The organism is Corynebacterium sp. HMSC034E11 (genome assembly GCF_001835905.1).
GTDB classification, from domain to species: domain Bacteria; phylum Actinomycetota; class Actinomycetes; order Mycobacteriales; family Mycobacteriaceae; genus Corynebacterium; species Corynebacterium coyleae.
Window position 1 is genome coordinate 21,878 of the sequence record NZ_KV826410.1, and the last position, 25,819, is coordinate 47,696.

General features: G+C 64.5%; 20 protein-coding genes and 1 pseudogene. 8 read left to right on the top strand and 13 right to left on the bottom strand.

The features are described from left to right. Positions 1-69: 69 nt before the first annotated feature. Positions 70-1,026 carry a LytR C-terminal domain-containing protein gene (locus tag HMPREF2690_RS08010; RefSeq protein ID WP_168167294.1) on the bottom strand — a complete coding sequence of 319 codons (957 nt, stop codon included), beginning with the start codon at positions 1,024-1,026 and terminating at the stop codon, positions 70-72. A 50-nt stretch (positions 1,027-1,076) separates the two neighbouring features. After that, complete coding sequence (locus HMPREF2690_RS08015; RefSeq protein WP_070422446.1) at positions 1,077-1,283, bottom strand: DUF3263 domain-containing protein; 207 nt, start codon at positions 1,281-1,283, stop codon at positions 1,077-1,079. A gap of 15 nt (positions 1,284-1,298) precedes the next feature. Between HMPREF2690_RS08015 and HMPREF2690_RS08020 the strand changes: the two genes are divergently transcribed. The 5 genes from HMPREF2690_RS08020 to cls are packed head-to-tail and all read left to right on the top strand — an operon-like array spanning position 1,299 to position 5,830. Further along, the gene (locus HMPREF2690_RS08020; RefSeq protein WP_070452812.1) at positions 1,299-1,871 is read left to right on the top strand and encodes a peptide deformylase; all 573 of its coding nucleotides are present in this window, start codon (positions 1,299-1,301) and stop codon (positions 1,869-1,871) included. Positions 1,872-1,914: 43 nt separating this feature from the next. Further along, complete coding sequence (locus HMPREF2690_RS08025; RefSeq protein ID WP_070820614.1) at positions 1,915-2,976, top strand: hypothetical protein; 1,062 nt, start codon at positions 1,915-1,917, stop codon at positions 2,974-2,976. A gap of 4 nt (positions 2,977-2,980) precedes the next feature. After that, entirely contained in the window at positions 2,981-3,577 is a 597-nt protein-coding gene (locus HMPREF2690_RS08030; RefSeq protein ID WP_070820615.1) for a GNAT family N-acetyltransferase, cg3035/Rv0428c family, read from the top strand. Between the two features lie 4 nt (positions 3,578-3,581). Further along, the gene (locus HMPREF2690_RS08035) at positions 3,582-4,373 is read left to right on the top strand and encodes an exodeoxyribonuclease III (RefSeq protein WP_070820616.1); all 792 of its coding nucleotides are present in this window, start codon (positions 3,582-3,584) and stop codon (positions 4,371-4,373) included. Next, complete coding sequence (gene cls, locus HMPREF2690_RS08040; RefSeq protein WP_070820617.1) at positions 4,370-5,830, top strand: cardiolipin synthase; 1,461 nt, start codon at positions 4,370-4,372, stop codon at positions 5,828-5,830. Before HMPREF2690_RS08035 ends, cls begins: the two co-directional genes overlap by 4 nt. Positions 5,831-5,986: 156 nt before the next feature. Here cls and HMPREF2690_RS11715 read toward each other — a convergent pair whose 3' ends face one another. From HMPREF2690_RS11715 to HMPREF2690_RS08060, 4 genes are all read right to left on the bottom strand, one after another. Beyond that, the gene (locus HMPREF2690_RS11715) at positions 5,987-6,898 is read right to left on the bottom strand and encodes an endonuclease domain-containing protein (RefSeq protein WP_167594470.1); all 912 of its coding nucleotides are present in this window, start codon (positions 6,896-6,898) and stop codon (positions 5,987-5,989) included. Positions 6,899-7,138: 240 nt separating this feature from the next. Beyond that, the gene (locus tag HMPREF2690_RS08050; RefSeq protein WP_070451094.1) at positions 7,139-7,870 is read right to left on the bottom strand and encodes an ABC transporter permease; all 732 of its coding nucleotides are present in this window, start codon (positions 7,868-7,870) and stop codon (positions 7,139-7,141) included. Continuing rightward, a complete protein-coding gene (locus HMPREF2690_RS08055) occupies positions 7,863-8,786 on the bottom strand; it encodes an ABC transporter ATP-binding protein (protein WP_070820618.1) in 924 nt (307 codons plus the stop codon). Before HMPREF2690_RS08055 ends, HMPREF2690_RS08050 begins: the two co-directional genes overlap by 8 nt. Next, positions 8,779-9,258 carry an NUDIX hydrolase gene (locus tag HMPREF2690_RS08060; RefSeq protein ID WP_070422437.1) on the bottom strand — a complete coding sequence of 160 codons (480 nt, stop codon included), beginning with the start codon at positions 9,256-9,258 and terminating at the stop codon, positions 8,779-8,781. Before HMPREF2690_RS08060 ends, HMPREF2690_RS08055 begins: the two co-directional genes overlap by 8 nt. Before the next feature lie 42 nt (positions 9,259-9,300). On the opposite strand from HMPREF2690_RS08060, the gene HMPREF2690_RS08065 reads away from it, so the two are divergent. Genes HMPREF2690_RS08065 through HMPREF2690_RS08075 form a run of 3 tightly spaced genes read left to right on the top strand, consistent with a single transcriptional unit; the run spans position 9,301 to position 14,157 of the window. Then, the gene (locus HMPREF2690_RS08065) at positions 9,301-10,698 is read left to right on the top strand and encodes a hypothetical protein (protein WP_083320350.1); all 1,398 of its coding nucleotides are present in this window, start codon (positions 9,301-9,303) and stop codon (positions 10,696-10,698) included. Next, positions 10,695-11,756 carry a glutamate ABC transporter substrate-binding protein gene (locus HMPREF2690_RS08070; RefSeq protein WP_246819531.1) on the top strand — a complete coding sequence of 354 codons (1,062 nt, stop codon included), beginning with the start codon at positions 10,695-10,697 and terminating at the stop codon, positions 11,754-11,756. The genes HMPREF2690_RS08065 and HMPREF2690_RS08070 overlap by 4 nt, the downstream gene beginning before the upstream one ends. Continuing rightward, positions 11,749-14,157 carry a serine/threonine protein kinase gene (locus HMPREF2690_RS08075; protein ID WP_070820620.1) on the top strand — a complete coding sequence of 803 codons (2,409 nt, stop codon included), beginning with the start codon at positions 11,749-11,751 and terminating at the stop codon, positions 14,155-14,157. Before HMPREF2690_RS08070 ends, HMPREF2690_RS08075 begins: the two co-directional genes overlap by 8 nt. 160 nt (positions 14,158-14,317) lie before the next feature. Here the strand turns inward: HMPREF2690_RS08075 and HMPREF2690_RS08080 are convergent, their stop codons facing one another. From HMPREF2690_RS08080 to HMPREF2690_RS12205, 7 genes and pseudogenes are all read right to left on the bottom strand, one after another. Beyond that, entirely contained in the window at positions 14,318-16,759 is a 2,442-nt protein-coding gene (locus HMPREF2690_RS08080) for a hypothetical protein (protein WP_070820621.1), read from the bottom strand. Positions 16,760-16,765: 6 nt separating this feature from the next. Then, entirely contained in the window at positions 16,766-20,017 is a 3,252-nt protein-coding gene (locus HMPREF2690_RS08085) for a YPDG domain-containing protein (protein WP_070820622.1), read from the bottom strand. A gap of 99 nt (positions 20,018-20,116) precedes the next feature. Beyond that, the gene (locus HMPREF2690_RS08090) at positions 20,117-21,319 is read right to left on the bottom strand and encodes an acetate kinase (protein ID WP_070451088.1); all 1,203 of its coding nucleotides are present in this window, start codon (positions 21,317-21,319) and stop codon (positions 20,117-20,119) included. Continuing rightward, positions 21,320-22,666: a phosphate acetyltransferase gene (gene pta, locus HMPREF2690_RS08095; RefSeq protein ID WP_070820623.1), complete on the bottom strand. Its 1,347-nt coding sequence runs from the start codon at positions 22,664-22,666 to the stop codon at positions 21,320-21,322. 79 nt (positions 22,667-22,745) lie between these two features. Then, positions 22,746-23,813: an ATP-grasp domain-containing protein gene (locus HMPREF2690_RS08100; RefSeq protein WP_070820624.1), complete on the bottom strand. Its 1,068-nt coding sequence runs from the start codon at positions 23,811-23,813 to the stop codon at positions 22,746-22,748. Between the two features lie 525 nt (positions 23,814-24,338). Further along, positions 24,339-24,779 carry a helix-turn-helix domain-containing protein gene (locus HMPREF2690_RS08110; RefSeq protein WP_070820626.1) on the bottom strand — a complete coding sequence of 147 codons (441 nt, stop codon included), beginning with the start codon at positions 24,777-24,779 and terminating at the stop codon, positions 24,339-24,341. 177 nt (positions 24,780-24,956) lie between these two features. Continuing rightward, a pseudogene (locus HMPREF2690_RS12205) lies at positions 24,957-25,819 on the bottom strand (hypothetical protein); the annotation flags it as partial.

Below are 25,819 nucleotides of genomic sequence, written 5' to 3' on the forward strand. Positions count from 1 at the left end.
CCTACACGGCATATTTCGCCAATTTTCGACGAAATGCACCGTGTAGGAGGCGCCGTTTGGAGGCTAAAACTAGCCGGCGAGGACGACCGCGACCGCACTGCGGTTATTCGCGGCCTGCTCCGGAAGGCCGACGGCGCCCTCCGGGATGTCATTCTTGGCGCGGGCGGTGCCACCGACGCGGCGGGCGATGTCGGCAGCGACCTGCTCAGCACCCGGGGTGGCCGGGTCGAAGAACACGTAGGTCTCCGGGAAGATACCGTACTGCTGCTCAGGCATGTTCATCGTCGCAGCGTCCTGGGACTGATTAGCGACGTTGAACTGACCCTTAAGCTGGTCCGCCGTGCGATTAGCCAGGTCAGCGATGCCGGAGTTGTTGTAGACGAAGACCTGCGCGCTCGCATTGTCGAGCTGCGCGCCCTGCGGGGCAGGAGCCGGAGCCGGTGCCGGGGTCTCGGCGTTCGGGTCTTGCGCGTTGGGGTCCTGGGCCTGGTCGCCTTCGCGCTGTTCGGCGTTCGGGTCCTGCGGCGCGTTCGGATCCTGGGAGGCGTTGGGATCCTGGGCGCCCTGGCCCTGGCCCTCGCCAGGCTGGGCCGCGGACGGGGCGGCCTCGGCGGTAGCGGAGGTGGAGGTTTCGGACGAGGCGGAGGATGCGGCGTTGTTGTCGTCGCCCTTCTGGGTCATCGCCCACAGGGCCCAGAGCAGCAGCAACGCGGCGACGGCGATAAGGATCATGGCGAGGCCACGGCGGGGCAGGCCGCCCTGGGCAGCGGCGCCCGCGCCAGCACCGGCACCAGCAGCGCCAGCGGTGACGGCGGTCGAGCCGGCACCGGCACCGGCGGCGTAGCCTGCGTACGCCTCGTCGTAGGCCTCGTCATAGTCATAGTCGGCGTCGTCGTCGCGACGGTGCGCGCCGCGGTATTCCTCGGCGGGTGCGTCGGTGGGGGTGTCGTCGATAATTTCGGCGTCGAGGGGCTCGTCGCCCACGTTGTCGTAGCGGGGGTCGTTGCCATACTGATCTTTAGTCACAGCAGCAACAATAGCCACACCTGGCGGGGGAAGGGAGGCAACACACCGGGTTAGGCGTCGCGAAGCCTTTGCAACCGCCGCACCAACTGAGGCTCCGCCGCGAGCGCCTCCGGATTATCCAAAAGAACGTTGAGGCGCTGGTAGTAGCGGATCGGCGTCATGCCAAGTTCAGCGCGGATGGCATCCTCGCGCTTGCCGAGGGACCGCGGGGCGCGCGCGGCGAAACGGAGCACGGCGAGGTCGGTGTCGGAAAGCATGCCTAATATATTGGCATGACCATCCGACCCATCGTTATCCACGGCGACCCTGTGCTGCACGAACCGACCAAACAGGTCACGCAGCCCGTTGAGGAACTGCAGGAACTCATCGCCGACATGCACGAAACCATGGACGCCGCCCACGGTGTGGGCCTGGCCGCCAACCAGATTGGTGTGCCGCTGCGCCTGTTCGTCTACCACTGCCCCGACGGCGACGAGATGCGCCGCGGCACCGTGATCAACCCGGTGCTGGAAACTTCCGAAATTCCGAAGACAATGCCTAGCGACGACGGCGAGGACGACGAAGGCTGTCTCTCCGTCCCGGGCTACTCCTGGCCGACCGGCCGCGCCGACTGGGCCAAAGTCACCGGCCTGGACGAGAACGGCAACGAGATCGAGGTGGAGGGCACCGGCTTCTTCGCCCGCTGCCTGCAGCACGAGGTCGGCCACCTGGACGGCTTCCTGTACACCGACGTGCTCACCGGCCGTTACAAGAAGGAAGCGAAGCGCGAAATCCGCGACAAGGGCTGGCGCGAGCCGGGCAACACGTGGCTTCCAGGCACCGACGAGGATCCGTTCGGCCACTAACGCGGTATGATGTGCGGGACTGTCTATTTTTCCGGAGGCACCCATGCGCATCCCCGCCGTCATCGCTGCGACTGCGATCACGCTGACCACTCCCGCTGCGCCCGAAACGCCGCTCGAGCAGCTGCTTAGCGACGTCACCGAGACCCGCACCACCTCCCTCACCGCACTTAAGGAAGCGGATGGGGAGGACGAGGTCCGCGAGATCCTCACCGATTGGCGCAAGAACCTCATCGAGGCCGCTGACGACCTCGAGGAGCTTCGCGAGGACGCCGGCGACCTGACCGACGAGGAAGAAGCCGAGTTCGACGAGGCAGCCGACGCCCTCAAGGCCGAGCGCGCCGGTGTGCGTAAGTTGCGCTCAGAGCTTTTGCTTAACGACGACACCGTTGTCCTCCCCTCCGCCCTCAAGGGCCTCGACGGCATCTTGGGCACCACCGCCTTCGACGCCTTCGAGCGCTCCGAGAACGGCGACGCCCGCATCATCTACGGCATCCCGGGCAGCAAGGAAGAGGCTGCCGCGTCGGAGGATACGACTGCGGAGAAGGCTGGCGAGAAGGCTTCGGAGAAGGCTGCTGTTCCGGCAACCACGGTGTCGACCACCCCGAAGACTACTGCGCCGAAAACCACTGCACCGGAGGTCAGCGAGTCGCTGAGCCTGCGCGCCGAGCGGATGCAGGACGAGACCACCACCTCGGAGACCACTGAGTCCACCACCAGCGAGACGACCACGACGAACACGTCGTCCGGCACCGAGACCACAACCACCACGACCGGTACGACTACCGGGCAAACCACAACCTCCGGCACTTCGTCGAGCACGACGTCCAGCGCGACCGCCACGACCTCGTCGTCTTCGTCTTCCTCTTCGTCGACGACGTCGGCGTCGGTGCTGCAGAACCGCACCACCTCTGCAACGTCGAGCACGACGCGCTCGACCACGTCCTCGTCGACCACGTCACGCACCACGACCAGCACCGAAGATGAGCGCGACGGCGACCTCGCCGACACCGGCACGCCGATGCGCGGGCTGATCGGCCTGGGTATGCTCGCGCTGCTGGCCGGTGTGGCGTTTATGTTGCCGGGTGCGGGTAGGGCTCGTCGATAAGAAAATGTCGCGTATTTTCCGCTCGGATGACGTCGTGGTGGGGGACCGCGTCGTGGTCAGGCAGCGGCGCGGCGAGCACGCCAGCGACATCATCGGGCACGTCGTGTCGCTCGACCCGCTGGTGGTGCGGCCGCAGGAGGTGGGTGGCTTCCCGTCCTCGAAGGAGGCGATCGAGGTGGCCAACGTGCACATCATTAAGAAACTGTCGGCGAGAACGGTGCGCAACTCCGAGATCCGCGCGCTGGAGCGCCGCATCGCCGAGGACATCCCCACCACCGAAGAAGCCTGGGCCGAAGGCTGGCTCATGCGCACCGGGGAGACCGACGAAGCGAACTCGGCCGTGCCGCTCGGGCCGTCCGCAGGCCTGCAACCAGTGCCTATCGACACCATCCGCGACTTCTACCGCGAACGCAACCTGCCAGTACGGCTTATGATCCCGGAGCGCATCGGGAAACCCGCGCTGAAACTCCTCACCGACGAATGGACACTTGCGGAGGAGCAGGTGGCGTGGGTTGACGGTGAGGGGTACGGGGTGTCGTCGATTAGCAATGTGCCCGAGGGGGCGCTCGAACATCACCGTCGGCGGCTGGCGCTAGGCTAGGCACATGCGAATCGCCACCTGGAACGTCAACTCCGTGCGCACCCGCGCGGAACGCATCGCCGCATTCCTCGAACGCAACGACGTGGACGTACTCGCGATGCAAGAAACCAAAACCGCAGACGCGACATTCCCCTACGCCACCTTCGAAGCCGCAGGCTACGAGGTCGCGCACGTGGGCGTGAACCAGTGGAACGGCGTGGCCATCGCCTCGCGGGTGGGGTTGGACAACGTGCGCGACCACTTCGACGGCCAACCCGCGTTTGCCAAGAAAGGCGAACCGAAGGTGGAAGCGCGCGCGGTCGGCGCCAACTGCGGCGGCGTGGAAGTGTGGAGCCTGTACGTGCCCAACGGCCGCGAGATCGGCGACCCGCACTACGACTACAAACTGCAATTCCTGTGGTCCCTGGCGGAATCGGTACGGCCCGGCGACCTGCAGGTATTCATGGGAGACTTCAACGTCGCACCCCGCGACGAAGACGTGTGGGACGTCGCCTGGTTCGAAGGCAAAACCCACGTCACCGAACCCGAACGCGCCGCGTTCCAGATGCTGCTGGAGGCGGGGTTGTACGAAATTCGTCACAACGAGCCCTACACCTTCTGGGACTACAAATCCATGCGGTTCCAGCACAACGAAGGCATGCTCATCGACTTCCAACTCGCCACCGCACCCATGCGCGACCTGGTCAAACGCGCCTGGGTGGACGTCGACGAACGCCGCGGCAAGGGTGCCTCCGACCACGCACCCGTAATCGTCGATTACGACACGCGCGGCCTCTCCTATGATGAGGTCCGATGAATATCGACCTCGGCTGGTGGCAATTCGCGGCGATGGTCCTCGACTACGCCATCAAATTCGTCATGATCGGTGTGGTGCCGGGCGGGCGCAAACCGTCGTCGGCAAACGCGTGGCTTTTGCTCATCCTGCTGCTGCCCGTCGTCGGGCTGCCGCTGTACCTCCTCATGGGCTCCACGTTCGTGTCGCGACGCCGCCACCGCATCCAAGTTGAAGCACGCCGACACATCGACGACACCAACCTCAACGTCGCCGACTTCCCCGCCGACGTACCCCTGCCCGACGTCACCACCTCCATCGTGCGCCTCAACCGCACCCTCACCGGCTACCCCGCCGTCCACGCCGACGTACGCGCACTCTGGACCGACTACCACAAAACGATGCACCGCATGGCATCGCTCATCGACGACGCCACCACCCACGTCAACATCGAAATCTACGCCGTAGCCTGGGACGACACCACCGACGTCGTCTTCCGCGCCATCGAACGAGCCGTCGTCCGCGGCGTCCACGTCCGCCTCCTCTTCGACCACATCGGCAGCCAAAAATACCCCGGGTTCCGGAAACTGAAACGCCGACTGACCGAAATCGGCGTCGACTGGCACATGATGCTGCCACTCGCCCCACTCCGCGGCCGCTGGCGCCGCCCCGACCTACGCAACCACCGCAAACTCCTCGTCGTCGACTCACGCGTAGCCATGCTCGGATCCTTCAACCTCATCGACCGCTCCTACCTCGTCCGCCAACACCGCCGCGCCGGCCGCCAATGGGTCGACGCGTTTGTCGAACTCGAAGGCCCCATCGTCGCGTCCGCCGACTCCATGTTCGCCACAGACTGGTACACAGAATCTGGTGAGGTGATTGAGCAGGCGCCGGTGAGGGAGTCGTCGACAAGCAATGGCGTGCTCCAACTCGTCCCCTCGGGACCCGGATACCTCACCGAGCCGAACCTGCGCATGTTCGTGTCCATGATCCACAACGCAAAAACGCACGTCACGCTGTGTTCGCCCTACTTCGTACCCGACGACTCGCTGCTGGAAGCCATCACCTCCGCCTGCTACCGCGGCGTACGCGTCGACCTCCTCGTCAGCGCCAAATCCGACCAATTCATGGTCCAACACGCCCAATCCGCCTACTACGAACAACTCCTCAAAGCCGGCGTGCGCATCTGGGAATTCCCCGCGCCATTCGTGCTCCACACCAAGTTCGTACTTATCGACGACGGCCTCCCCGGCTCCTCCGCCGTCGTCGGATCCTCCAACATGGACATTCGCTCCTTCAGCCTCAACTACGAATCCTCCCTCTTCGTCGCCTCCGGGACGCTGCTGCACATGCTGTCCGAACTCGGCGCGTGTTATCTAGCCGTGTCGCGGGAGCTTACTTTGGAGCGGTGGGATCAGCGGCCCTGGTACAGGCGCTACATCGACAACGTGATGAAACTGACCTCCGCCCTGCAGTAGGGGTGTGTGGGCTGGGTGGCTGGGCGGCTGGGTGGCCCTTGCGTCGCTTCCCCGCCCGGCCCCTTTAACGCAAACGGCACATCCTGCACGGTACATTTCGCTAATTTTCGACGAAATGCGCCGTGTTAGATGTGCCGTTTGGCTAAGTTTGGTGCCTCACCACGCGGGCAGAGCCTCAACCGACGCCGGGCCGATCTTCTCCGAACGACGCTTTGCCGCAACAATGCGGTGAAGCACCTTTTCCTCATCCGCCCATATTTCTTTAGGCGTGATGCGGATGATCCAGTAGCCGGCCTCCCGAAGCTGATTTTCACGATGAATGTGCTGTTGAGCGGCACGTGACGCATCCTCCTCAAACTTGATGGCACCGTCGACCTCAATGACCAGCTGGCCCCACAGCAAATCCACCCGGTATTTGCCGATGCGCATCTGCTCCTGCGCCACGACACCGACGCGCCGAAGCAGAAGGCGAACGAGCGTCTCATACGGAGACTCCGACAGCATCGACAATTGCCCAAACGCCTCTCGGGCCTGTTCAATGCCGCGGTTACCGCTAAGGCGGTGGATTGTTTCCTCCAGCTCAGTGTGGATGCCCCCCTTGAACGCGTCGAGTTTCCCGAAGAACAGGCTGTCCATCGCGACCACGCCTTCTTTCACGCCGTGCCACCGAGCAATGTCGACTGCCGTGCGCACCGGGGTCGTGAGTTTCACCTCGTCGTTCTGGCCTAACGCGGTGATGTCCATGCCTGGTACGACGATTCGTCGATAGGTAACGCCCGAAGGACGCTGCGAGTGTCGGGGAACGCGCCCCTTCGGGTTTGCCATCTCCACCTCAAACGTGCGGGGCAGAACCCACATTCCGTGCGCCGTCGCCGCAGCACGTCCCACCAGTATCGACGTGTGTGCCGCCGCCCCCGCTGCCCAGCACCGTAGGAACTGTTGTTCGTGGGGCTTCAGTTTTACCCATTCCGTGCGCGCGATAAACCTTGTCGACGACAGCTTCACACAAACTTGTTCAGCAGCCTTGCCGCGTCCAACTAGTTTCCCCACCAAATCTTGTCTAATCATGTTGCCCCCTCCCCGAGACGCGCTTGAGTGTAGCGCAGTAGGGTGCGGCGCGGGGTGTCTCAAAGCTAAACGGCGCATCCTGCACGGTACATTTCGCTAATTTTCGACGAAATGCGCCGTGTAGGATGCGCCGTTTGCGGGAGGTGGCGCGCCGGGGTGGCGGCACCAGCGCGGCACCAGGGTGGCGGCGCCAGCGCGGCGGCGCCAACGCGGCACCGGCGGCACCCGCCCCTCAAGCCCCTACGCGTCGCGGGACTCGAGCGCCACCAGGCCCGCGATCCAGAGCCCCACCGCCCACACGGCGAAGACCAGCAGCGATACGCCGAGGCCCCAGTGGCCGTTGGGCTGGTTGACCATGAAGGAGGTGAGGTTGCCGAAGGGCAGGAACTTGGCCACGTCGGCACCGAAGCGCGGGATGAAGCCGACGATGGTTTCTACCAGCAGCATCATGCTGATGCAGGCCACGATGGTGCCGGAGGTGTTGCGCACCAGCCAGCCGACGCCCTGGGTAAACATGGTGATCAGCGCCATGCCAAGCGGGACGGCCCAGAGGGCGCGTTGGGTGGCGGGGTTGGTGGTCCAGTTGGCGGGGACGGAGGCGGTGAGGTCGCCAAGAATGAAGGCGAGCACCAGCGCGACCAGCGCCACGATAGCGGCCAATACGGCCCCGAGCAGCACCTTCGCTACGGCGAGTTGCCAGCGTTGGGCGACGACGCGGAAGTTGGTGGCGGGGATGCCGTAGCGGTATTCGGTGGTGACGGTCATGGCGGCCTGCACGATCACGATGATGGCGATGGTGGTGGCCACGGATGCGATGACGGTCAGGGGCGCGTAGGGCATGCCGCTGGTGCGGGAGGCGTAGCCGAATAGGAGACCGTAGAGGGCGGAGATGACCAGGGTGATGCCGGTGGTCCAGAAGAAGGATGCGGTGGTGCGCAGTTTGGTCCACTCGGCTTGGATGAGGTTATGCATTGGGGGCCTCCGCGGATACGTACTGGGCTTGGTCTTGGGTGCTGTGCATGTAGGCCTCTTCGAGGGAGGCGCGGCGTTCGGTGAGTTCGGCGAGTTGGATGCCGGCGGCGAAGGCGAGGGCACCGATGTCGTCGGAGGTGCGGTCGGCGATTTCGAGTGTCGCGCGCCCTTCACTATCGACGACGCGCGTAAACGGCACCCCACCCAACGCCGCTTCGAGCGCCTGCGTGTCTGCGGCGCGCACCACGGTGGTCACGCCGGAGTTGTTACGGATGAATTCGGCGACGGAGGTGTCGGCGACGAGGCGGCCGCGGCCGATGATGATGAGGTTGTCGGCGGTTTGGGCCATCTCGGCGAGGAGGTGGGAGGACACGAGCACGGTGCGGCCCTCCGCTGCCAGGGACTTCAGTAGGCCGCGGACCCAGCGGATGCCGGCGGGGTCGAGGCCGTTGACGGGTTCGTCGAGGATGAGGTATTCGGGGTCGCCGAGCAGTGCGGCGGCGATGCCGAGGCGCTGGCCCATGCCGAGGGAGAATCCGCCGACGCGTTTGCCGGCGGCGTCGGTGAGGCCGACGAGGTCGAGGACCTCGTCGACACGCTTGCGCGCAATGCCGGCTGCCTGGGCTTGCCAGAGCAGGGTGGCGCGTGCGGAGCGGTTGGGGTGGACCCCTTTGGCGTCGAGGAGGGCGCCGACTTTGCGGGTGGGGTTGGGGATGTTGCGGTAGGGGGTGCCGTCGATAAGCGAATGGCCCGAGGTGGGTTTATCCAGCCCCAGGATCATGCGCATGGTGGTGGATTTGCCGGCGCCGTTGGGGCCGAGGAAGCCGGTGACCACACCGGGTTTGACCGTGAAGGTGAGGTCATCGACGGCTTGGACGGAGCCGTAGCGTTTCGTCAGTCCTTGGACTTCAATCATGCGGTTTAGTATGCACCATCGCGCGCGCAAGCACTGTGTCTAGGGAGGCGGCGAAGGCGGGGTGCAGCGGAAAATCGCGCAGGGTGTCCAGGGGGACCCAGCGCAGTTCTTCGGATTCTTCGTTGGGGGTGGTGGGCAGGGGCTCGTCGCAAAGCGCGAGCACTGTTGTGTAGGACCAGTTGGGGAACTCCGCAGTGCGCAGCGTATCGACGACCGCCACCTCCCCGGGGTCAATCGCACACTCCTCCACTGACTCGCGGATGGCGGCCTCGGCGGGGGTTTCGTGCGAATCGATCGCGCCGCCGGGGATACCCCACGTGTCGCCCTGGGCGGTCCAGGCGGCGCGGTGTTGCAGCAGCACACGCGCGTTTTCGCCGGTCCCCGCGATAAGGAAGAGGCCAGCGGCCCCGTGAAGACCCCAGAATTTTGTGCCGTTGGGTGCGGTGACCCAGCCGTTTCCGTCGCCAAGCATGCCCCCACTGTAGGTGGAAGCGGTTATTATTGCGGAATGGTAATGTGGGCGACGGCCTCGGCTGCGGGGCTGGAGGAGACGAGCGCGGACGCATGGCTCGATGAGCTGGAGCCGCGCCGTGAACGTGCCCGCTTCTTGCAGGGGCGGCTTGTGCGGCCGATGGCGATGGGGCGCCGGGGCAAGGCGTTTCTGCAGACCACGCCCGGCAAGTTGATCGTGGTGATGGTGGTGCTGACCACCTCGATGCTGGCGGCCGGGCTGTCCATGAGCCAGTCCATGTCGCTGCGCAACCAGTCGCTGGACACGGTGCTGAATGCCACGGAGCCGATGAGTGCGGCGGCGCACGTGCTGTCCACGTCGCTGCTGCGGGCGGACACCATTGCCGCGGGGTCCTACGTGCAGGCGGGGCCTATGTCGGAGGACGACATGCGCACGTATACGGCGGCGCTGGACCAGGCGGTCAGTTCCGCCTCCGAGATTTACAAGGGCGCGGTGGAGGCCGATTCTGCCTCGAGCCGGGAGATCGAGGACCTGGTGATTAACATCCAGCGCGACCTGCCCGTCTACAGCGGCCTGAACGCGCGGGCGCAGGTGAACCAGCGCATGGGCAACCCGGTGGGCGTGGCGTACATGTCGCAGGCCAGCGCGATTATGCGTACGCGGATGCTGTCGGCGGCACAAGAGATCAATACGCTCACCCGCCAGGACGTTGCCGACGAGATGCGCCGACTGTCCCAGCCGCAGTGGGTGACCCTGTCCGGCTTCCTGGCGGCGCTGGGGTTCCTGTTGCTGGCGCAGTGGTGGCTGTGGCTGACGTTCCGCCGCCGTTTCAACCGTGGCTTCCTTGCCGCCACGCTGGCGCTGCTCATCGCGATCAGTTGGGCCGGGGTGTCTAACTTCCAGTCCTGGCGCTCCGGTTCCGTGGCGTACGCGCGGGCGGCGCAGCCCTGGGAGGAACTCACGGCGGCGCGCATCGACGCCCTGGAGACCCGCACCGACGAAACCTTCGCGTTGCTGCGCCGCGAAACCGCCGCCCAGTCCGCCCGCGACTTCACCGAGACCTACTCGTCGGTCGCCGGCGCGGTGCATACGGCGGAGGATTACGGCATGAACAAGCAACTTATCGACGACTCCCGCTCCCACCTCAACGCTTGGTCCAACGAACACGCCGAACTGGTCGGGGCGCTGAACTCCGGCAGTTACGACCAGGCGGCGGCGCTTTTGAGCACGCGTGGCGACGCCGACGGGGAGGCCTCCTTCCGTGGCCTCGACGGGTCCCTGGCGGAACTGATTGCGTCCTCGAGGGAGAACACGCGGCTCTACATTGCGGAGTCGTTGGACGCGACCCGGCGCGTCTCCGCCGCCGTGGCGCTGCTGTCCGTGCTGGCAGTGGTGTGTATCTGGTGGGGCATCCGCCGCAGGTTGGGTGAGTACCTATGATGCGCGCTCGGTTCGGCTCGCGTGTGGTTGCGGCGTGTGCGGTGGCGACGCTTGCGGTGCCGTCGTTGGTGGCGTGCGCCGGCGGTGAGGGGCATGAGGGGAAGGTATCGGCGACGATCGAAACGCCGTCGCCGACCCGCGAGATGGTGCCGCTGCCGCCGGGCGCCCAGTTGGATCCGGCGGCCGGTCCCCCGGCGGATCCGTTCACGCCGGACGAGTTCGAGTGGGAGGGGTCGTTGGACCCGCGCGGGGGCGCTGGAAGTGAAGCGGACGGTGCCGAGGAGGAGGCCCCGAAGCCGAACGTGGAGCGCATCCGCCAGCGCGGCCGCATCATCGTCGGCATCGACCAGTCTTTGTACCTGCTGTCCTACCGCGACACGGACTCCGGCAAGTTGCGCGGGCTCGAGGTGGACCTGGCCCGGGCGATCGCCCACGACATCTTCGAGGATGACCAGGACCTGCGCGTCGATTTCCGCTTCGTCGATTCGGCGGCCCGCACGGAGGCGCTTAACTCGGGTGAGGTGGACATCATTATCCGGACGATGTCGATTACGCCCGAGCGGGCTGAGGTGATTGAGTTTTCTACGCCGTACCTGACGTCGTCGGTAAGAGTGCTCGTGCCCAAAGACCGCGACGTGAATAGCTTGGAGGACCTCGCCGGGCGCACCGCCTGCATCGTCGACGGGACAAACCTGCTGCGTATCGCCAAAACCTACGTGCCGGACTCGAACATTTTGCGCACCCGCTCCTGGTCGGATTGCCTGATGGCGGTGCAGCAGTTTAGGGCGGAGGCGATCGTGGCGGATGATGCGATCCTCGCCGGCCTGGCCGCGCAGGACCCGCACACGACCATTCTGGAAGGCGCGTTTGCCACCCAGTACTACGGCGTCGGCGTGGCCAAGGGGCAGGACGATCTGGTGCGCCAGGTCAACGCCACCCTGGAGCGGATGCGTAACGACGGCTCCTGGTACACCCTCTACAACACCTGGCTCGGCGGGTCTATAGCTGAATCCTCACCGCCGCCGCTGCGGTACCGGAAGGAGGACAACGATGGCTAAGCCACACGACCACGACGACGTCCAGCCCACCGAGGCGGTCGCCTTCGACCCCTTCGCGGATGATGAACCAGGCACCGAAGCCGTCGCCTTCGACCCGTTCGCCGACGATGATGATCTTGACGACGACTCCGACGCCGCATACGCCGGCCTCGGCGAAATGGCCGGGCTGCTCAAAGACCTGGACAAGTTGCGTAAGGGTTCGGGGCGCGAGGATACGTCGCAACGCTCGCGCCAAGCTGCGCTGGACACCTTCCGCGAACGCCGCGGCACCCGGCGCGCCAGCCGCATCATCGCCGACGGCATGGTGGAACTGCCGTGGGTGGAGCCAACCGAACCGCGCGAGGCGCTGATCGACCCGGAGCCAGCCGTGGTGAAGAAGGGCATCGCGCCGCCGGTGCTGCACCCCGGCGACATCGTGGCTGGCCAGTACGAGATCACCGGCGTGATCGCGCACGGCGGCATGGGCTGGATCTACCTCGCGCAGGACCACTACGTGGCCGGGCGCGTGGTGGTGCTCAAGGGCCTGCACTCCACCGACAACCCCGACGAGGCCGCAGCCGCCGAAGCAGAGCGCGAGTTCCTGGCGGACATCACCCACCCCGGGATCGTGAAAATCTTCAACTTTATCGACGACCCCCGCGTCCCCGGGGGCTTCACCGTCATGGAGTACGTGGGTGGGCCTTCGCTACGGGCGAGAAGGAATTCGTCGCTAAGCGGAGTGCTCGAACCCGACATCGCCATCGCCTACATCCTGGAAGTACTGCCCGCGCTGGACTATCTGCACTCGCGCGGGGTGGTGTACAACGACCTGAAACCCGACAACATCATTGTCACCGAAGACCAGGTGAAACTCATCGACATGGGCGCGGTGTCCGGCATCGGCGCGTATGGGTTTATTTACGGCACGAAGGGGTTCCAGGCGCCCGAGGTGGCCACGGAGGGCCCGTCGATCGCGTCCGATATTTACACGGTCGGGCGCACACTCGCCTCGCTCGTGGTGGACCTGCCGCAAACCGACGGCATCTACGACCCCGGCCTACCCACGCCCACCGACGAGCCACTCTTCCGCCAATACACCTCCCTGTACCGGCTGCTCGCGCGCTGCTGCAACGAAGACCCCGCCCGGCGGTTCGATAGCGTCTCCGAACTGGAAAGCCAGCTCCTCGGCGTACTACGCGAGGTCGTGGCGGTTCACGACGGCCGCACCTACCCCGCCCAACACTCCCTCTTCTCCCCGCAACGCCGCACCTTTGGCACCAAACACCTGGTGTTCCGCACCGACCAACTCATCGACGGCATCTCCCGCACCGTCGACATCACCCCACAAGAAGTCGTCGCTGCCCTGCCATCCCCGCTGATCAACCGTGACGACGTCGGCGCCGCCATGCTCCAAGGCTCCTCCTACGCCGAACCCCGCGAAACCCTGGAAACCCTGCGCCAAGCCATGACCACCCCGCAATACGAACACTCCGTGGAAATCCCGTTCGGCGTCGTGCGCACCATGATCGACCTCGGCCTCACCTCCCAAGCCCGCTCCTGGCTGCTCACCCTCCAGGACCGCTTCGGCGACACCTGGCGCTTCTCGTGGTACTCCGGCGTCGTAGAAATGCTGCTCGGCGACTTCCCCACCGCCACCCGCTCCTTCTCCGAAGTGCTCAACCAACTCCCCGGCGAGGCCGCCCCCAAACTCGCACTCGCCGCCGTTTCCGAGTTGTTGCTGCAAGAGCGAGGCCTCCAAGAGCAATCGCTTATCGACGACTCCCTCGCCCGCACCGCCACCAACCTCGAACACCCCCTCTCCAACGTCCCCACCACCGTGCTTCGCGCCATGGTGGAAAACGGCCAAATGGACCCCACCTGGACCGTCACCGCCCTCGAACCCGGCGCGCTACGCTTCCACGCGATCCGGCTGTACTCCCTGGTGTGGCTCACTAACCCCACCACCGTCTCCTCCGCCTTCGGACTCGCCCGCATGCTCATGCGCGAAGGGGAAACCGATTTGGCGTTGCGGGCCCTGGACAAGGTGCCCAACGCCTCGCGCCACTCCCGCATGGCCCAACTCACCGCCATCCTCTACCTGGTCCTGCCCGTCGCAGGCACCGGCGCCGACCCCACCGAAGCGCAAATCCGGGAGGCCGCCGCCCGCCTCGACCAGATCCCCACCACCGAGCCACGCTTCCTGCAGATCAAGACCGCCGTCCTCGACGCCGCCCTGCACTACCTGGTCACCGAAGGCTCCGCCAACACCCCCACCCTTTTCGAATACTCCTTCACCGAACGCGAAATCCGCCACGGCCTCGCCCAAACCCTGCGCGCCCAGGCCCGCGTCGCCCCCTACGCCCAGCACCGCTACGCGCTTGTGGACATGGCGAACAAGGTCCGCCCCGCCACCTGGTTCTGAGGGTGGTGGCTGGTGGGGCCGGTGGGCCGGTCAAAAGCTAAACGGCGCATCCTACACGGCATATTTCGCTGATTTTCGACGAAATGCACCGTGTAGGATGCGCCGTTTGGGTCCACGGGCCGGGGGCGCGAGGCCGGGGGCCGAGCGCCCCGGCGCGTGGCTAGCGGTTCATGTACGCGGCCGCGGCACCGCCGAGGCCCAGCACCGCCAGGACCGCGATGATGATGCCGACGATCGCACCCGGCGAGGAGCTAGAGCCGCTTCCGGAGCCGCTAGAGCTGCCAGAGCTGCCGGAGGCCTGCGGCTCGACGGTGGAGGTCGGTTTGGTCACGGTGGGGCCAGGGGTGGTGTAGACCGTCTTGGAAGGCTTGGTTGGCCGCGGCGTGGTCGGCTTCGGGCCCAGGGAGGTGATCGCCGGGTCGCGCTGGCCGGGCAGGACCGGCAGGTTGGTGGCAGTTGGGATCGGCGGGGCCTGGGTCAGGGTCGGCTTGGACGGGTCGGGCTTGGCCAGGATGTCGCGGACCTGGTCGGCCTTCTCTGGGTTGGTTTTCTCCAGGTCGGCGATGAGGTCTTGCATGTCCTTGGCGGAGTAGTTGAGGACGGAGAAGTTGACGGTTTGGTCCTCGACAAGCAGGCCTTCCTCGTTGAAGACGCGGAACTGGATCGGCATTTCGGCTTCGTCGTAGCCGATGGTGTTGGTGATCGGTACTTCGATGGGCAGGGCTGCGTTTTCGGTCAGGGCGCCTTCGACTGGGTATTCCCTGCGGAAGTCGCCGCCGGGGTAGTTCACCTGGAGGGTGAATTTGTGCAGGTCGATGCCGAGGTTGGAGAGTTCGACGTTGACGCGGGAGTCGTAACGATTAGCCACGATGTAGGACGGGTTGTCCTTCAGGCTGAGCATGCGCAGGCCCGCCTTGCCGTTGTTGCGTTCGGCGGACAGGGCGACGAGTTGGCTCACGGAGGGGTGGGTGTGGCCGGATTCGTCGGGGTCCTCGTCGGCGACGCCGGAGGTGCCGGTGGCCTTGCGGATTTCGCCGTTGACCAGGTCGAGGTTGTCCCAGTCGGGGGCGATGCTGTAGTTGCCCTTGAAGCATTCGACGGAGCCGTCGGTGCACTTGGCCGGCAGCGGCTTTGTGCTGTCGGGCGTGGCGGTTTCTTTGGAGTAGTTGAACACGCTGAACTGGTAGAGGTAGTTCATGACCGATTCGTAGTGCGGGACGTACTCGCTGTCGGGGCGCTTTACTTTCGACGAGCCCGAGTGGGTCAGGCCGAGGTTGTGGCCGAATTCGTGCAGGATGGTGTTGCGGAGTTGTTCCTGCGAGGTCATGCGTTCGTTTTTGGCGATGTAGAAGGCGCCGTCGGCAAGTAGGGCGTTGCCGGAGGACGGGTTGTCTGCGGCTTGGCTGTCGCCGATGACACCGACGCGGAAGATGTTTTTGCGGTCGCCGAGCAGGCGGTCGCGGTCCTTGATCATCCTGACTGCCGGGTTTTCGCCGGCGAAGTAGTACTCCGCGTAGTCCTCGGTTGGCCCGCCGTGGGGTTCGAGGCCGGGGATGTTGTTGTAGTAGACGCCGGCGTCGATGTGCAGGTTGTAGCCCTCTTTGTCGAAGAGGTCGACGAGGTCGTTCAGCGTTTGGCGTGAGGGGCGGTACACGTTGGTGTTCGCATTGGCGCATTCCTGGAACTTGTCAAAGTCTTCTTCGGTGGGCGCGTACTTGCGCTTGTCGGAGCAGCCCAGGGATTCCCATTCGGATTTCATCCAGTTGAGTTGGAGGAACAGGTCTGGGCGCGTGGGGTCGGCGCCCCAGCGGTGGAGCGGGAATTCTTTGCCGTCGGCGGAGGTGAAGCCGTTGCGTTCCCATTCGTCGGGGAAGCCGTCGCCGTCGGTGTCTTTTAGCGCTTCGCTGGCGGTGCCTTGGAAGGTGACGGTGGCTTCGAGGGTTTCGCCTGGTGCAACGGTGTTTTCCCATTTGCCGGTTTGGAAGCGGCTGGCGTTGTTGGCGCCGGAAAGCGCGTTGTTGAGGGTGTCGCCGGTTGCGGTGGTGGTGGGGTCGTCGAAAAGCGTGTGCACCTTGTAGCGTCCGCCGACGGAGACCTCGTACCCGTTGTTTTTGGGGGTGGCGGTGAGTTCGTAGTCGTAAGACATCATGCCTGCGGTGAGGTCGATGGCCAGGGGGCTCGGTGCGTCGGTGACGTTGCGTGCGACGACGTTGACGGTGACTTCTTTCGCCGTGACGGTGAAGGTGCGGGTGAGCTCGACGCCGTTTTTGGTGTGCGTGAGCGTGATGGTGTCTACGCCGTCTTTGCTGGAGGTTTTGACGTCGGTGTCGTTGCCGACGTATTGGACGCGGGTGCCGTCGTTAAACGCGTCGATGTAGAGGGCGGTGGGCAGGCTGCCGTAGGTGGGGTTGTTGTAGGTCAGCCAGCTGACGCGGCCCTTGTTGGCTTCGACGGTTTGGAAGCCTTCGAACGCACCGGTTTTCGCGTCGACGGAGAAGGGACGCGTCTGCTCAATGACGGCGCCTGCCTGTATTGGCACTACGAGCCCTGCACCGAGGCTCGCGGCAACCGCGGCGGCGGCGACTTTCTTGTGTACTCGCATGTTCTCCTACTTCCACCAGACTAGGAATTGTTGGTAAAACTCTCGGTTTTCGTACAGGGCGTAGTTGGTTGCCCCGATGAGGCCGAGGATGGCAAGCAGCCCGGCGATCCAGCCTATCGCGCGGGTGTCTACGGAGCTACTGCTTGTCGACGACTCCACCGCCCGTGTCGCCTCCACCGTCACCGTGAACTTGCCACGGGACCCGTCGAGGTATTCGACGAACACCGGCACGGCCTTCGCATGGCCCTCCGCACCTGCGGGGATGCTGGCGGTGAGTTCGCCGGTGGCGTGGTCGATGCCGAAGGTCCAGCCGTCGGATTCGGTTTGGCCGAGCGAGAACGGGTGGTCGATGGCGGTCTCCGGGCGCGTCAGGGCGAAGCGGGAGGTCTCGCCAGCGGTGCCTTTGACCAGCATGTTCTCCAGCTTCGCGTCCTTGGCCAGGGTGGTCGCGCCGTTGGCGGTGAGCACCTGGACGGGCGCGGAGGTGAACAGTTCCGAGCCGTCGCTGAAGCTAATACGCACGGGCACCTCGCGGATGCCGGGCAGGGTATCTGGGGTGGCCTTGACGGTGAGCACGCCGTTTTCCGGGTCGATGGCGGTGTGCAGCCCCTCCACCGGGGTGACCAGGGAGAAGGATCCCTTGTGCTTGGTGGGGGTCAGTACACGTTCCGCGCCTGCGCGGACGTTGCCGCCGAGGTATTCGATGCCGGTGAGGGCGGCCTCGCCACGCACGGCGGTGGCCGGGACCTCGACGATGCGTTGGGAGCCGTCGGTGAACGTGACCACGATCGGGATCAGGGTGGCCAGCGCGTTGCTCCTCGCCGCCTTGCCGCCGTCGATGGCGGCGGTGATGGCGCCGGTGGTTTCGTCGACATGGACGCGCCAGCCGGGCTCGCTAAACGACGCCGCCAGCCCGTACCGCGCCCCCTCCGGTGCAGCGGTGGGCAGTTTGGTGGTCGGGTCGCCGCCCTCGGTGAGTTTCAGCGGCGCCCACGACACGGCCTTGCCTTTGGCTTCGGAGCGGGTGGTCACCGGTACGACGACCTCCTGGGTGGAGCCGTCCGGCAGTGTCAGTTTGATCGGTACGTCGAAGGGTGCGTCGGCCGGTGCGTCGGTTGGCACCTTGATCGTGATCTCACCGGTGTTCTCGTCAAGCTCTACCGGCAGGGTGGTCAGGCCGTCTGCCTCGAACTTCGTGCCTTCCGGCACCGAGCCGGTGGGGGTGATCCTGATGTTGCCTTCGGCGTCGAATACCGGCTTGTACTCCAGGCTGCGGACGCCGTCGGCGAGGGTGTCGCCGGTGAGGGCGTCGATACGCACGGTGGCAGCCTCGCCGTCTTCGCGGTTGGCGCTGGGCTCGCCTTCGCTCGGCGGCACGTCGTCGATGGTGCCGTCCGAGTACAGCGCGCGGACCTGCACCTCGATCGGCTTGGCGTTGTCCTTCGGCGCGGTCGCGCGGATCAGGCCGGAGTCTAGATCGACGGCAACATCCCAGCCCTCGAGTTCGGTGTGCGGGGTGGCCAGCACGTACTCCGCATCCTCAGGCATCTTGCCAATCTGGCGGATGAGCACCGTCTTACCCGGCTGCGCGCCCTTGTTCTGCTCGTAGGCGGGTTGGTAGGTGACGTTGTGCGGAGCGGGGTCCACGATGAACTTCGCATAACGCTCCGCGATGGTGTCATCCGGGAATGTGATCCGCACGCGGACGTCGAAGTTCTCGGTGCGTGGCTTTGTCACCGTGATCACGCCGGTGGACTTGTCCATTTCAAGGCCCGTGGAATCACCCAGAATCTCGAACTTCGTGCCGGCAGGCAGCGGCTGGTTGCGGTAGCTGCGGCCGCCCTCGGTCAGCGTCGCGGTCGGCGCGCTGTTGTTGCCGGTCTCGCCGTAGCGCAGGTAGCCCGGGCGGTACTCGGGCCAGTAGCGGGAGGCGTCGGTGTTGGGAGGTTGGACGTCGATGGTGACGGTGCTGCGCGTGCCGTCGTCGGTAATCACGCCAAACTTGTACTCCCCTGGTTTCAGGTCGCGCGGCGGGACCGCCTTGATCACGCCGTCGACGCCAACGGTGACCCACTCGGGCGCATCGTCGGCGGCGCGGATGCCCATGCTTGTCGACGGCACCCTCGACGGCGCAGCCTCTACATCCTCACCAGCGCGCACCGTGATTGGATGCCACGCGAAGCCGTCGGCCACGGACACCGAGATCTCAAGGTGCTCCTCCAACAACCTGTCGTCTTCGGTGATGACCTCCACGACCACGTCGTAGTCGCCCGGCTCCTTGGGGGTACCGGTGATGACGCTGTTTTCCTCGTCGTAAATCACACCGTCCGGCAGGCCCTGGACGTCCACGGAGGAGGCGTTTTCGGTGTCGACGGGGATCTCCAACTTCTCACCGGGCCGGACGGTGCCGTCCGGCGGGGTGGTCAGCTTCTCTCGGACAGGCTCAGGAAGCTCCGAGGTGTCCTTGACGGTGATGGTGAACATGGAGGTGACGACGTTGCCTGCGGTATCGACGAGCGGGCTGCCATCTTCGCCCAGCACACGCGCAGTGACGTTGTAGGTGCCCGGGGTGGTCGGGGCGCCCTTGAGGTAGACATGCTGGAAACGGCCCTTGGCGCGGGAGGTGTCGGCGGTGATGCCTTCGGGGAGGGTGGAGGCGTCGATAGTCAATGTGGCGCCATCGGGAACCCGCAGTGCGCGAACGGGGACCGGCTTGATGCGCTTGTGCGCCCAGAAGGTGCGGTCCTCGACCCGCATGAAGTACGGGTCCGCGGAAAGCACGATGTCGAACGGCACGATCTTGTGGTCGCCGTCCTTGTACACCGCCATGATGTTGATGGTCTCTTCATCCGGCAGCTCTTCGGCCTTGGACGGATCCGGGGTGATGGTCACGGTGCCCGAATCGCCGTCGATCTCAGCACCCCAGGCCGGGTTTACTGCCTCGGGTTTTGCAAAGCGGTAGTGCACCGGCTTGTTGATGTACGACTCGAGGAAACCGAGCACCACCTCCGTGGAGGTGGTTTGGCCAAGGCGCACCTTAGCCGCCGGGTAGGAGACGCCGGACCAGCCCTCGTCGACCTCGGGGGGATTCGCCGGGTCTGCAACCGGATCCGGTGCGGGTTCTGTGGCTTCCATGGTTTCTTCGGCCGCCTGCACCGGTTGCACCGCGCCTGCGATGAGCGACAGGCCGATGGCACATGCTGCGATTGAGGTTCCACGTCGGCGCACACTGGAAACGTTGCGGTGCTGCTCGGCCATCTGCCCATCCCCTTTGACGGTATGTTCAGCCCGCAATGCGGGCGTTGTTACTACACGTCAATATATCGGCTTAGGGTAAGTTGTTACAACATTTTGCTTTTATACCCGTGCGGCGACGGCGGCGGCCTTCTGCGCGATGGCCAACTCCTCGTTGGTAGGCACGACGAGAACCTTCACGGTGGAGTCGTCGGTGGAGATGATACGTGGGCCGTCGTTAGGCAAATCGTTCTTCGCCGGATCGATCTCGATGCCGTAGTGCTTCAGGTTGTCCAGCGAATCCATGCGAACAAACTTATCGTTCTCGCCAACGCCGGCGGTGAACGTAATGGCGTCCACGCGGCCGAGCGCGATCATGTAGGAACCGATGAAGCGGCGCAGCTGGTTGAGGTACACGTTGTAGGCCAGCCAGGCGTTTTCGTCCTCGTTTTCGATCATGGCGCGCAGTTCGCGGAAGTCATTGACGCCCGACAGGCCCTTGACGCCAGATTGGCGGTTGAGGAGGTTGTCGATCTCGTCGATAGTCATGCCGCTTTGACGCACCAGGTGGAAGATGATGCCCGGGTCGATGTCGCCGGAGCGGGTACCCATGACCAGGCCGGCCAGCGGCGTCATGCCCATGGAGGTGTCGATCGGGTGGCCGTTGGCAACCGCGGAAGCGGAAGCGCCGTTGCCCAGGTGGAGCACGATCTGGCGGGTGTGCGCCGGGTCGCGGCCGATGAGTTCCGGCACCTGGGAGGACACGAACTCGTGCGAGGTGCCGTGGAAGCCGTAGCGGCGGATCAGGTTGCGCTCGGAGACCTCAGCGTTGATGGCATACAGCGCTGCGGCCGGGGGCAGGTCGCGGAAGAAGCCGGTGTCGAACACGGCGACGTGCGGGATGTCCGGCAGCAACTCGCGGGCGACCTCGATGCCGTCGATGTTGGCCGGGTTGTGCAGCGGCGCCAGTGGGATGAGGTCCCGGATCATGTCCACGACCGGGTCCAGGATCAGCTCTGGCTCGGAGAACACCATGCCGCCGTGGACAACACGGTGGCCTGCGGCGACGATGTCGAGTTGGGTCGGGCCGACGCCTTTGGCGTCGAGAAGCTTGAACGTCTCCTGCAAACCGGACGCGTGAGAGGGCACGGCCTTTTGCACGACGTGCTTCTGGCCGTCGTACTTGATGGTGATGCGGCCCTGGGGCTCACCGATCTGCTCGACAAGACCCGAGACGAACGGGTCTGCCGATGCGTCGGAAGTTGGGTCGACGATCTGGAACTTGATCGAGGACGAGCCGGAGTTGATAACCAGTACGTATGACATTTACTTCGCCCCTGCCTGAATCGCGGTGATAGCTACGGTGTTCACGATATCTGGCACGGTGGCGCCGCGGGACAAATCGTTGACCGGTTTATTCAGACCCTGCAGCACCGGGCCGACGGCGAGGGCGCCTGCGGTGCGCTGGGCGATCTTGTAGCCCGCGTTGCCGGCCTCCAGGTCGGGGAAGATGAACACGTTGGCCTGGCCCGCTACCGGGGAGTCGGGGGCCTTCTTCGCGCCCACGCCCGGGTCGCAGGCGGCGTCGAACTGCAGCGGGCCGTCGATGGCAACGTCCGGGGCGAGTTCCTTCGCCTTCGCAGTCGCCTCGACCGCGCGCTCCACGTCCGGGCCCGCACCGGAGGAGCCGGTGGAGTACGACAGGATGGCCACCTTCGGGTCGATGCCGAACTGGGCGGCGGTCTTGGCGGACACGGCTGCGATCTCGCCGATCTGCTCTGCGGTCGGGTTCGGGTTCACGGCACAGTCGCCGAACGCCCAGAGGCGGTCCTGCATGACCATGAGGAAGATCGAGGACACCACGGACGCACCCGGGGCGGTTTTGATGATCTGGAACGAAGGCTTAATCGTGTGCGCGGTGGTGTGCGCGGCACCGGAGACCATGCCGTCTGCCAGGCCCTTGTGCACCATCATGGTGCCAAAGTAGGAGACGTCCTTCATGGTCTCGCGGGCCTCCTCGAGCGTCACGCCCTTCTTCTTGCGCAGCTCCGCAAAGTCGGCGGCGAACTCCTCAAGCAGATCGGATTCGAGGTGGTTGAGCAGGTGTGCACCGCTTAAGTCCAGGCCGAGGTCGGTGGCGCGGCGGTTCATGTCGGCGACATCGCCAAGAATCGTGATCTGTGCAATCCCCTGGCGCAGCAGCTGATCCGCCGCCTGCAGAATACGGTCGTCTTCACCCTCCGGCAGCACCACATGGGAGTCTGCGGCCTTGGCCTGCTCCAGCAGCTGATGCTCGAACACGATGGGGCTCATGACCTGCTTGGCCTCGACAGCAGCGGGTTCGAAGGTGTCCACTTCGCCACCGCTAATCGACGACACCACAACCGCCCCGAACTCCTCCACGCGGCGCTTGGCCAGGGTGGCGGTGGTGTCGTCGCCAGTAATCAGCACCACGGGCACACCAAGCGCTGCGGCGAGCTCGGCGTCAAAGTTGTAGTCACCAGTGCCCTGGATCAGCTTCGCATCGCCGAACAGTGCGCCGGAGTTGAAGATCTCGGCCACACTGTCGCCTTCGGCGCGCACCAGCTCCAGGCCGAGACGGCCGGCGAGCTGCTTTAGATCCACACCGTCAAAGGTGCGGTTCGCAAGGGTTACAAGCAAGGACTGGGACATTGTCTCACCTTTCGTTGTGGGGCAAACATTCCATAGTTTACCGACACTGCCGACACGGCGAGACACTATATGGTGTGACCTACATCTTCTTCATGGCGCGCGCCGCGTCATCGGTACGCACACGCGCCTCTGCGGCCGAATCTGCGGTGGAAAGAATCAACACATCCGGGCCGAACATGCGCACTGTGGTCTCCTCCACCTCCATCGCGGCGGCGATAGCCCCCAACGAGGGGGTTACGCCCGGCAGGAAGCGCACGGCACCGGGGCTGACCAGCGTCGAATCGATGGGCAACTCCTGCGTCGCACGCGCCTGCAGATCAAACTGATTGACGCGCTGCGTGGCAAGCGTGACCAACCCATCACGGCTCGGGCGTGGGGTGACTTGGGAGAAGTAGACATCGTCGCCAGAGACAAACAGCTCAATGGAGTACACGCCGCAACTTGCAAGCCCACCCATGATGCGCGCGGCAATCGAGCGCGCGTTGTCCATCGCAGCTTCCGGCATCGGCGCAGGCTGCCACGCCTCCACCAGTTTGCCGTCGCGGTGGCGGGTGCCAATCGGCTCGCAGAACCACGTAGCCAACTCGCCCGTGTTCGGGTCTATGGAGCGCGCCGCGAGGATCGTGGCCTCGAAATCAAAGTCGATGTAGCGCTCCACCACCACACCGTCGCCCTCCCCTTCCGAGGCGATACTCCAGGCCTCCGCAAGGTCGGCGTTGCTGTGCACCGTGGAAAATCCCTGCCCGTCGCGGGATGTCGGCGACTTCACCACACACGGAAACCCGAGGCGCTCCACCGCGTCCTGCATTTCCTGCGGCGTGGCCACAAACTCACAATCCAGCGTGGGCAAGCCCAGTTCCTCGCTCGCCTGGGTGCGCACCGCCATGCGGTCCGCAGTACGGCGGCATGCGCTTGTCGACGGCGCCACCGCCGCCCCGGCAGCCTCCGCCGCCACCTCAACCTCTTCGAGCGTGTCCGGCGAATCCCCCGTGGTCACAATGATGTCCGGGTGGAACTGATCAGCCAGCGACACAGCACCAATCTGAGTCTCAAACCCGAGGCGCTGGTAAGCCTGCTCAAGCTCGCGGGCCATCGGCGACGTGCCAAGGATCAGCGCGCGACGCTGTGCAGAAGATGGAACAGTCATAACGCCAGATTGTCCCACACTTATATGTCGCGCAGGTAGCCAAGAGTCTCGGCTATGCTCAGAGACAGAGGCGGCGCCCTCGCCAGATTATCTGGGGACAGCGACGCGCCCGGTCCCCGTCGTGCTGCTGGCCGGCGGGGCTTTCATAACCCCTCATTACACTCAAGGTCCAGCCGAGGGAATCGCCATACAGGCGCAACCGCGAGAGCTCTCCGAACAACCCGATGCCCACGTAGGCGATGTAGTCTTCATCCAAGGTATATTCATCGAGGACACAGGTGCAGACTTGGAAGTCCAGGCGGATGAAATCACCCCAGCCGAAACAGCCTCTTAATCGTTGCGACTATGCGACGTGAAGAATCATCTAGCTTGGAATGAGTCCACAACAGCACATACATCCCACTGTTGCACCCACGCAAATGAATAGCCAGTCCGTCAACATTCGACTGGCTCCAACATTCGCATCCACTAAAACACGCTGAACCACAAGGGTATTGCTATCGCCTTAGATTCCAAGCCTGGAGATCAGTCATCAATCGGACCGAACTCCCGGACCTCGAAGGAACGAAGTTCTTCAAATGCGTCATTCCGCTTCTTCTCCAAACCTCGTTTGAAATCGAGAACATCATCCCGGTTAAACCGAGTGTGCGTGCCGACTTTAAAACTATCGACCTTGCCCTCCTTCGCCCACTTCATCAGGGTTGGCCGAGATACACCGAGGATTTCCGCTGCTGACGTGCTGGTGAGCTCCGCAGGCATTCGCATGATTGCGACCTCACCGTTTTCAATTATGGATTGCAGCGCGGCAAGCACGGTCTTCTGGACATCCTTCGGCAGATCAACCTCGTCACCGTCCGGACCATGGATTGCAATGTCTGCCCCATCCGGGATCTGCAGCGCCCCGAACGACGCCGTCTCCTCGGCAGTGAGAACTATGGAGTTCGACGACGAAAGTGCGGTAGCCATTTGAGCCTCCTTTTGAGTATGCACTGCACAATATCGCCTTTCACTTATAAGTGCAATGCGGCTAGTTCGCTCCAGGCAAACTCGAGACAAAACGCCGTTGCCCCGCCCACCGGGTTGGTGAGCGGGGCAACGGCGTTTCGAGGAAGGTGCCTTCAAAGAAGGCGTGTGGCTACCGAATTAGTTCTTCGGTTCTGCCTTCTGCGTCGTAGCAGGTGCCTTCTCCTCCTTGGAAGAGCCGGCGTAGGTCTTGCCGGAAGAACCCTTCAGTTCCAGGTCCTTCACGGAAGAGCCACCACCTGGGGTGCAGTTGTCGTAGATGATCGTGCCGGCGAGGATGCCAGCGGCGATCAGAGCCAGACCACCGGCGACCGTCGCAATGTCGGTGCCGTACTGCCCCAGCTGCTTGTTCAGACCCTCAACCTGTGCAGCGAGCTGCGGGTTGAAGATGCCCAGCTGCTGCTGCAGCTGCGTGTTGGCGTTCTGGATCTGTGCGTTCGCCTGTGCGGCGAAATCGGACAGACCCGGGATCTCGATCTGGGTTGCCAGACCAAGCGGCAGCAGTGCGATCAGCGGCAGACCGAACCCGACAGAGGTTGCGACACACTTGCCGGTGTCGATGGTTTCACCGATCTGGATCTTGAAGCGGTGGATCTCCTTGCCGTCTTCCTTAACGACGACCCAAGCCTCGCCGGCCGGGGTGCCCTTCGGGACGGAGACAATGATGTTGCCATCCTTGTCAATGGTGACCTTGGCGCCCTTGATCAGGTTGCCATCCTTATCGACGAGCTCACCCGTCAGTTCACCCTTCTTGTCAGAGTTACCCTGATCAACCTTGCCAACGTTCTGGCCCTTGCCGTTCGGCGTGACCGTGCTCTTGCCCGGGGAGACAGTGGTCTTGTCGTCGGACGCGCCGGAACCGTTGTCGTCGCGACCCTTCTTGTGGCCGTTGACGTCGATTTCGACCTCGGTCTTGCCGCCGTCCAGGTCCGGATCCTCGATGGTTACCGTGATCGGACCATCAACATCCTCACCCGGAGTGA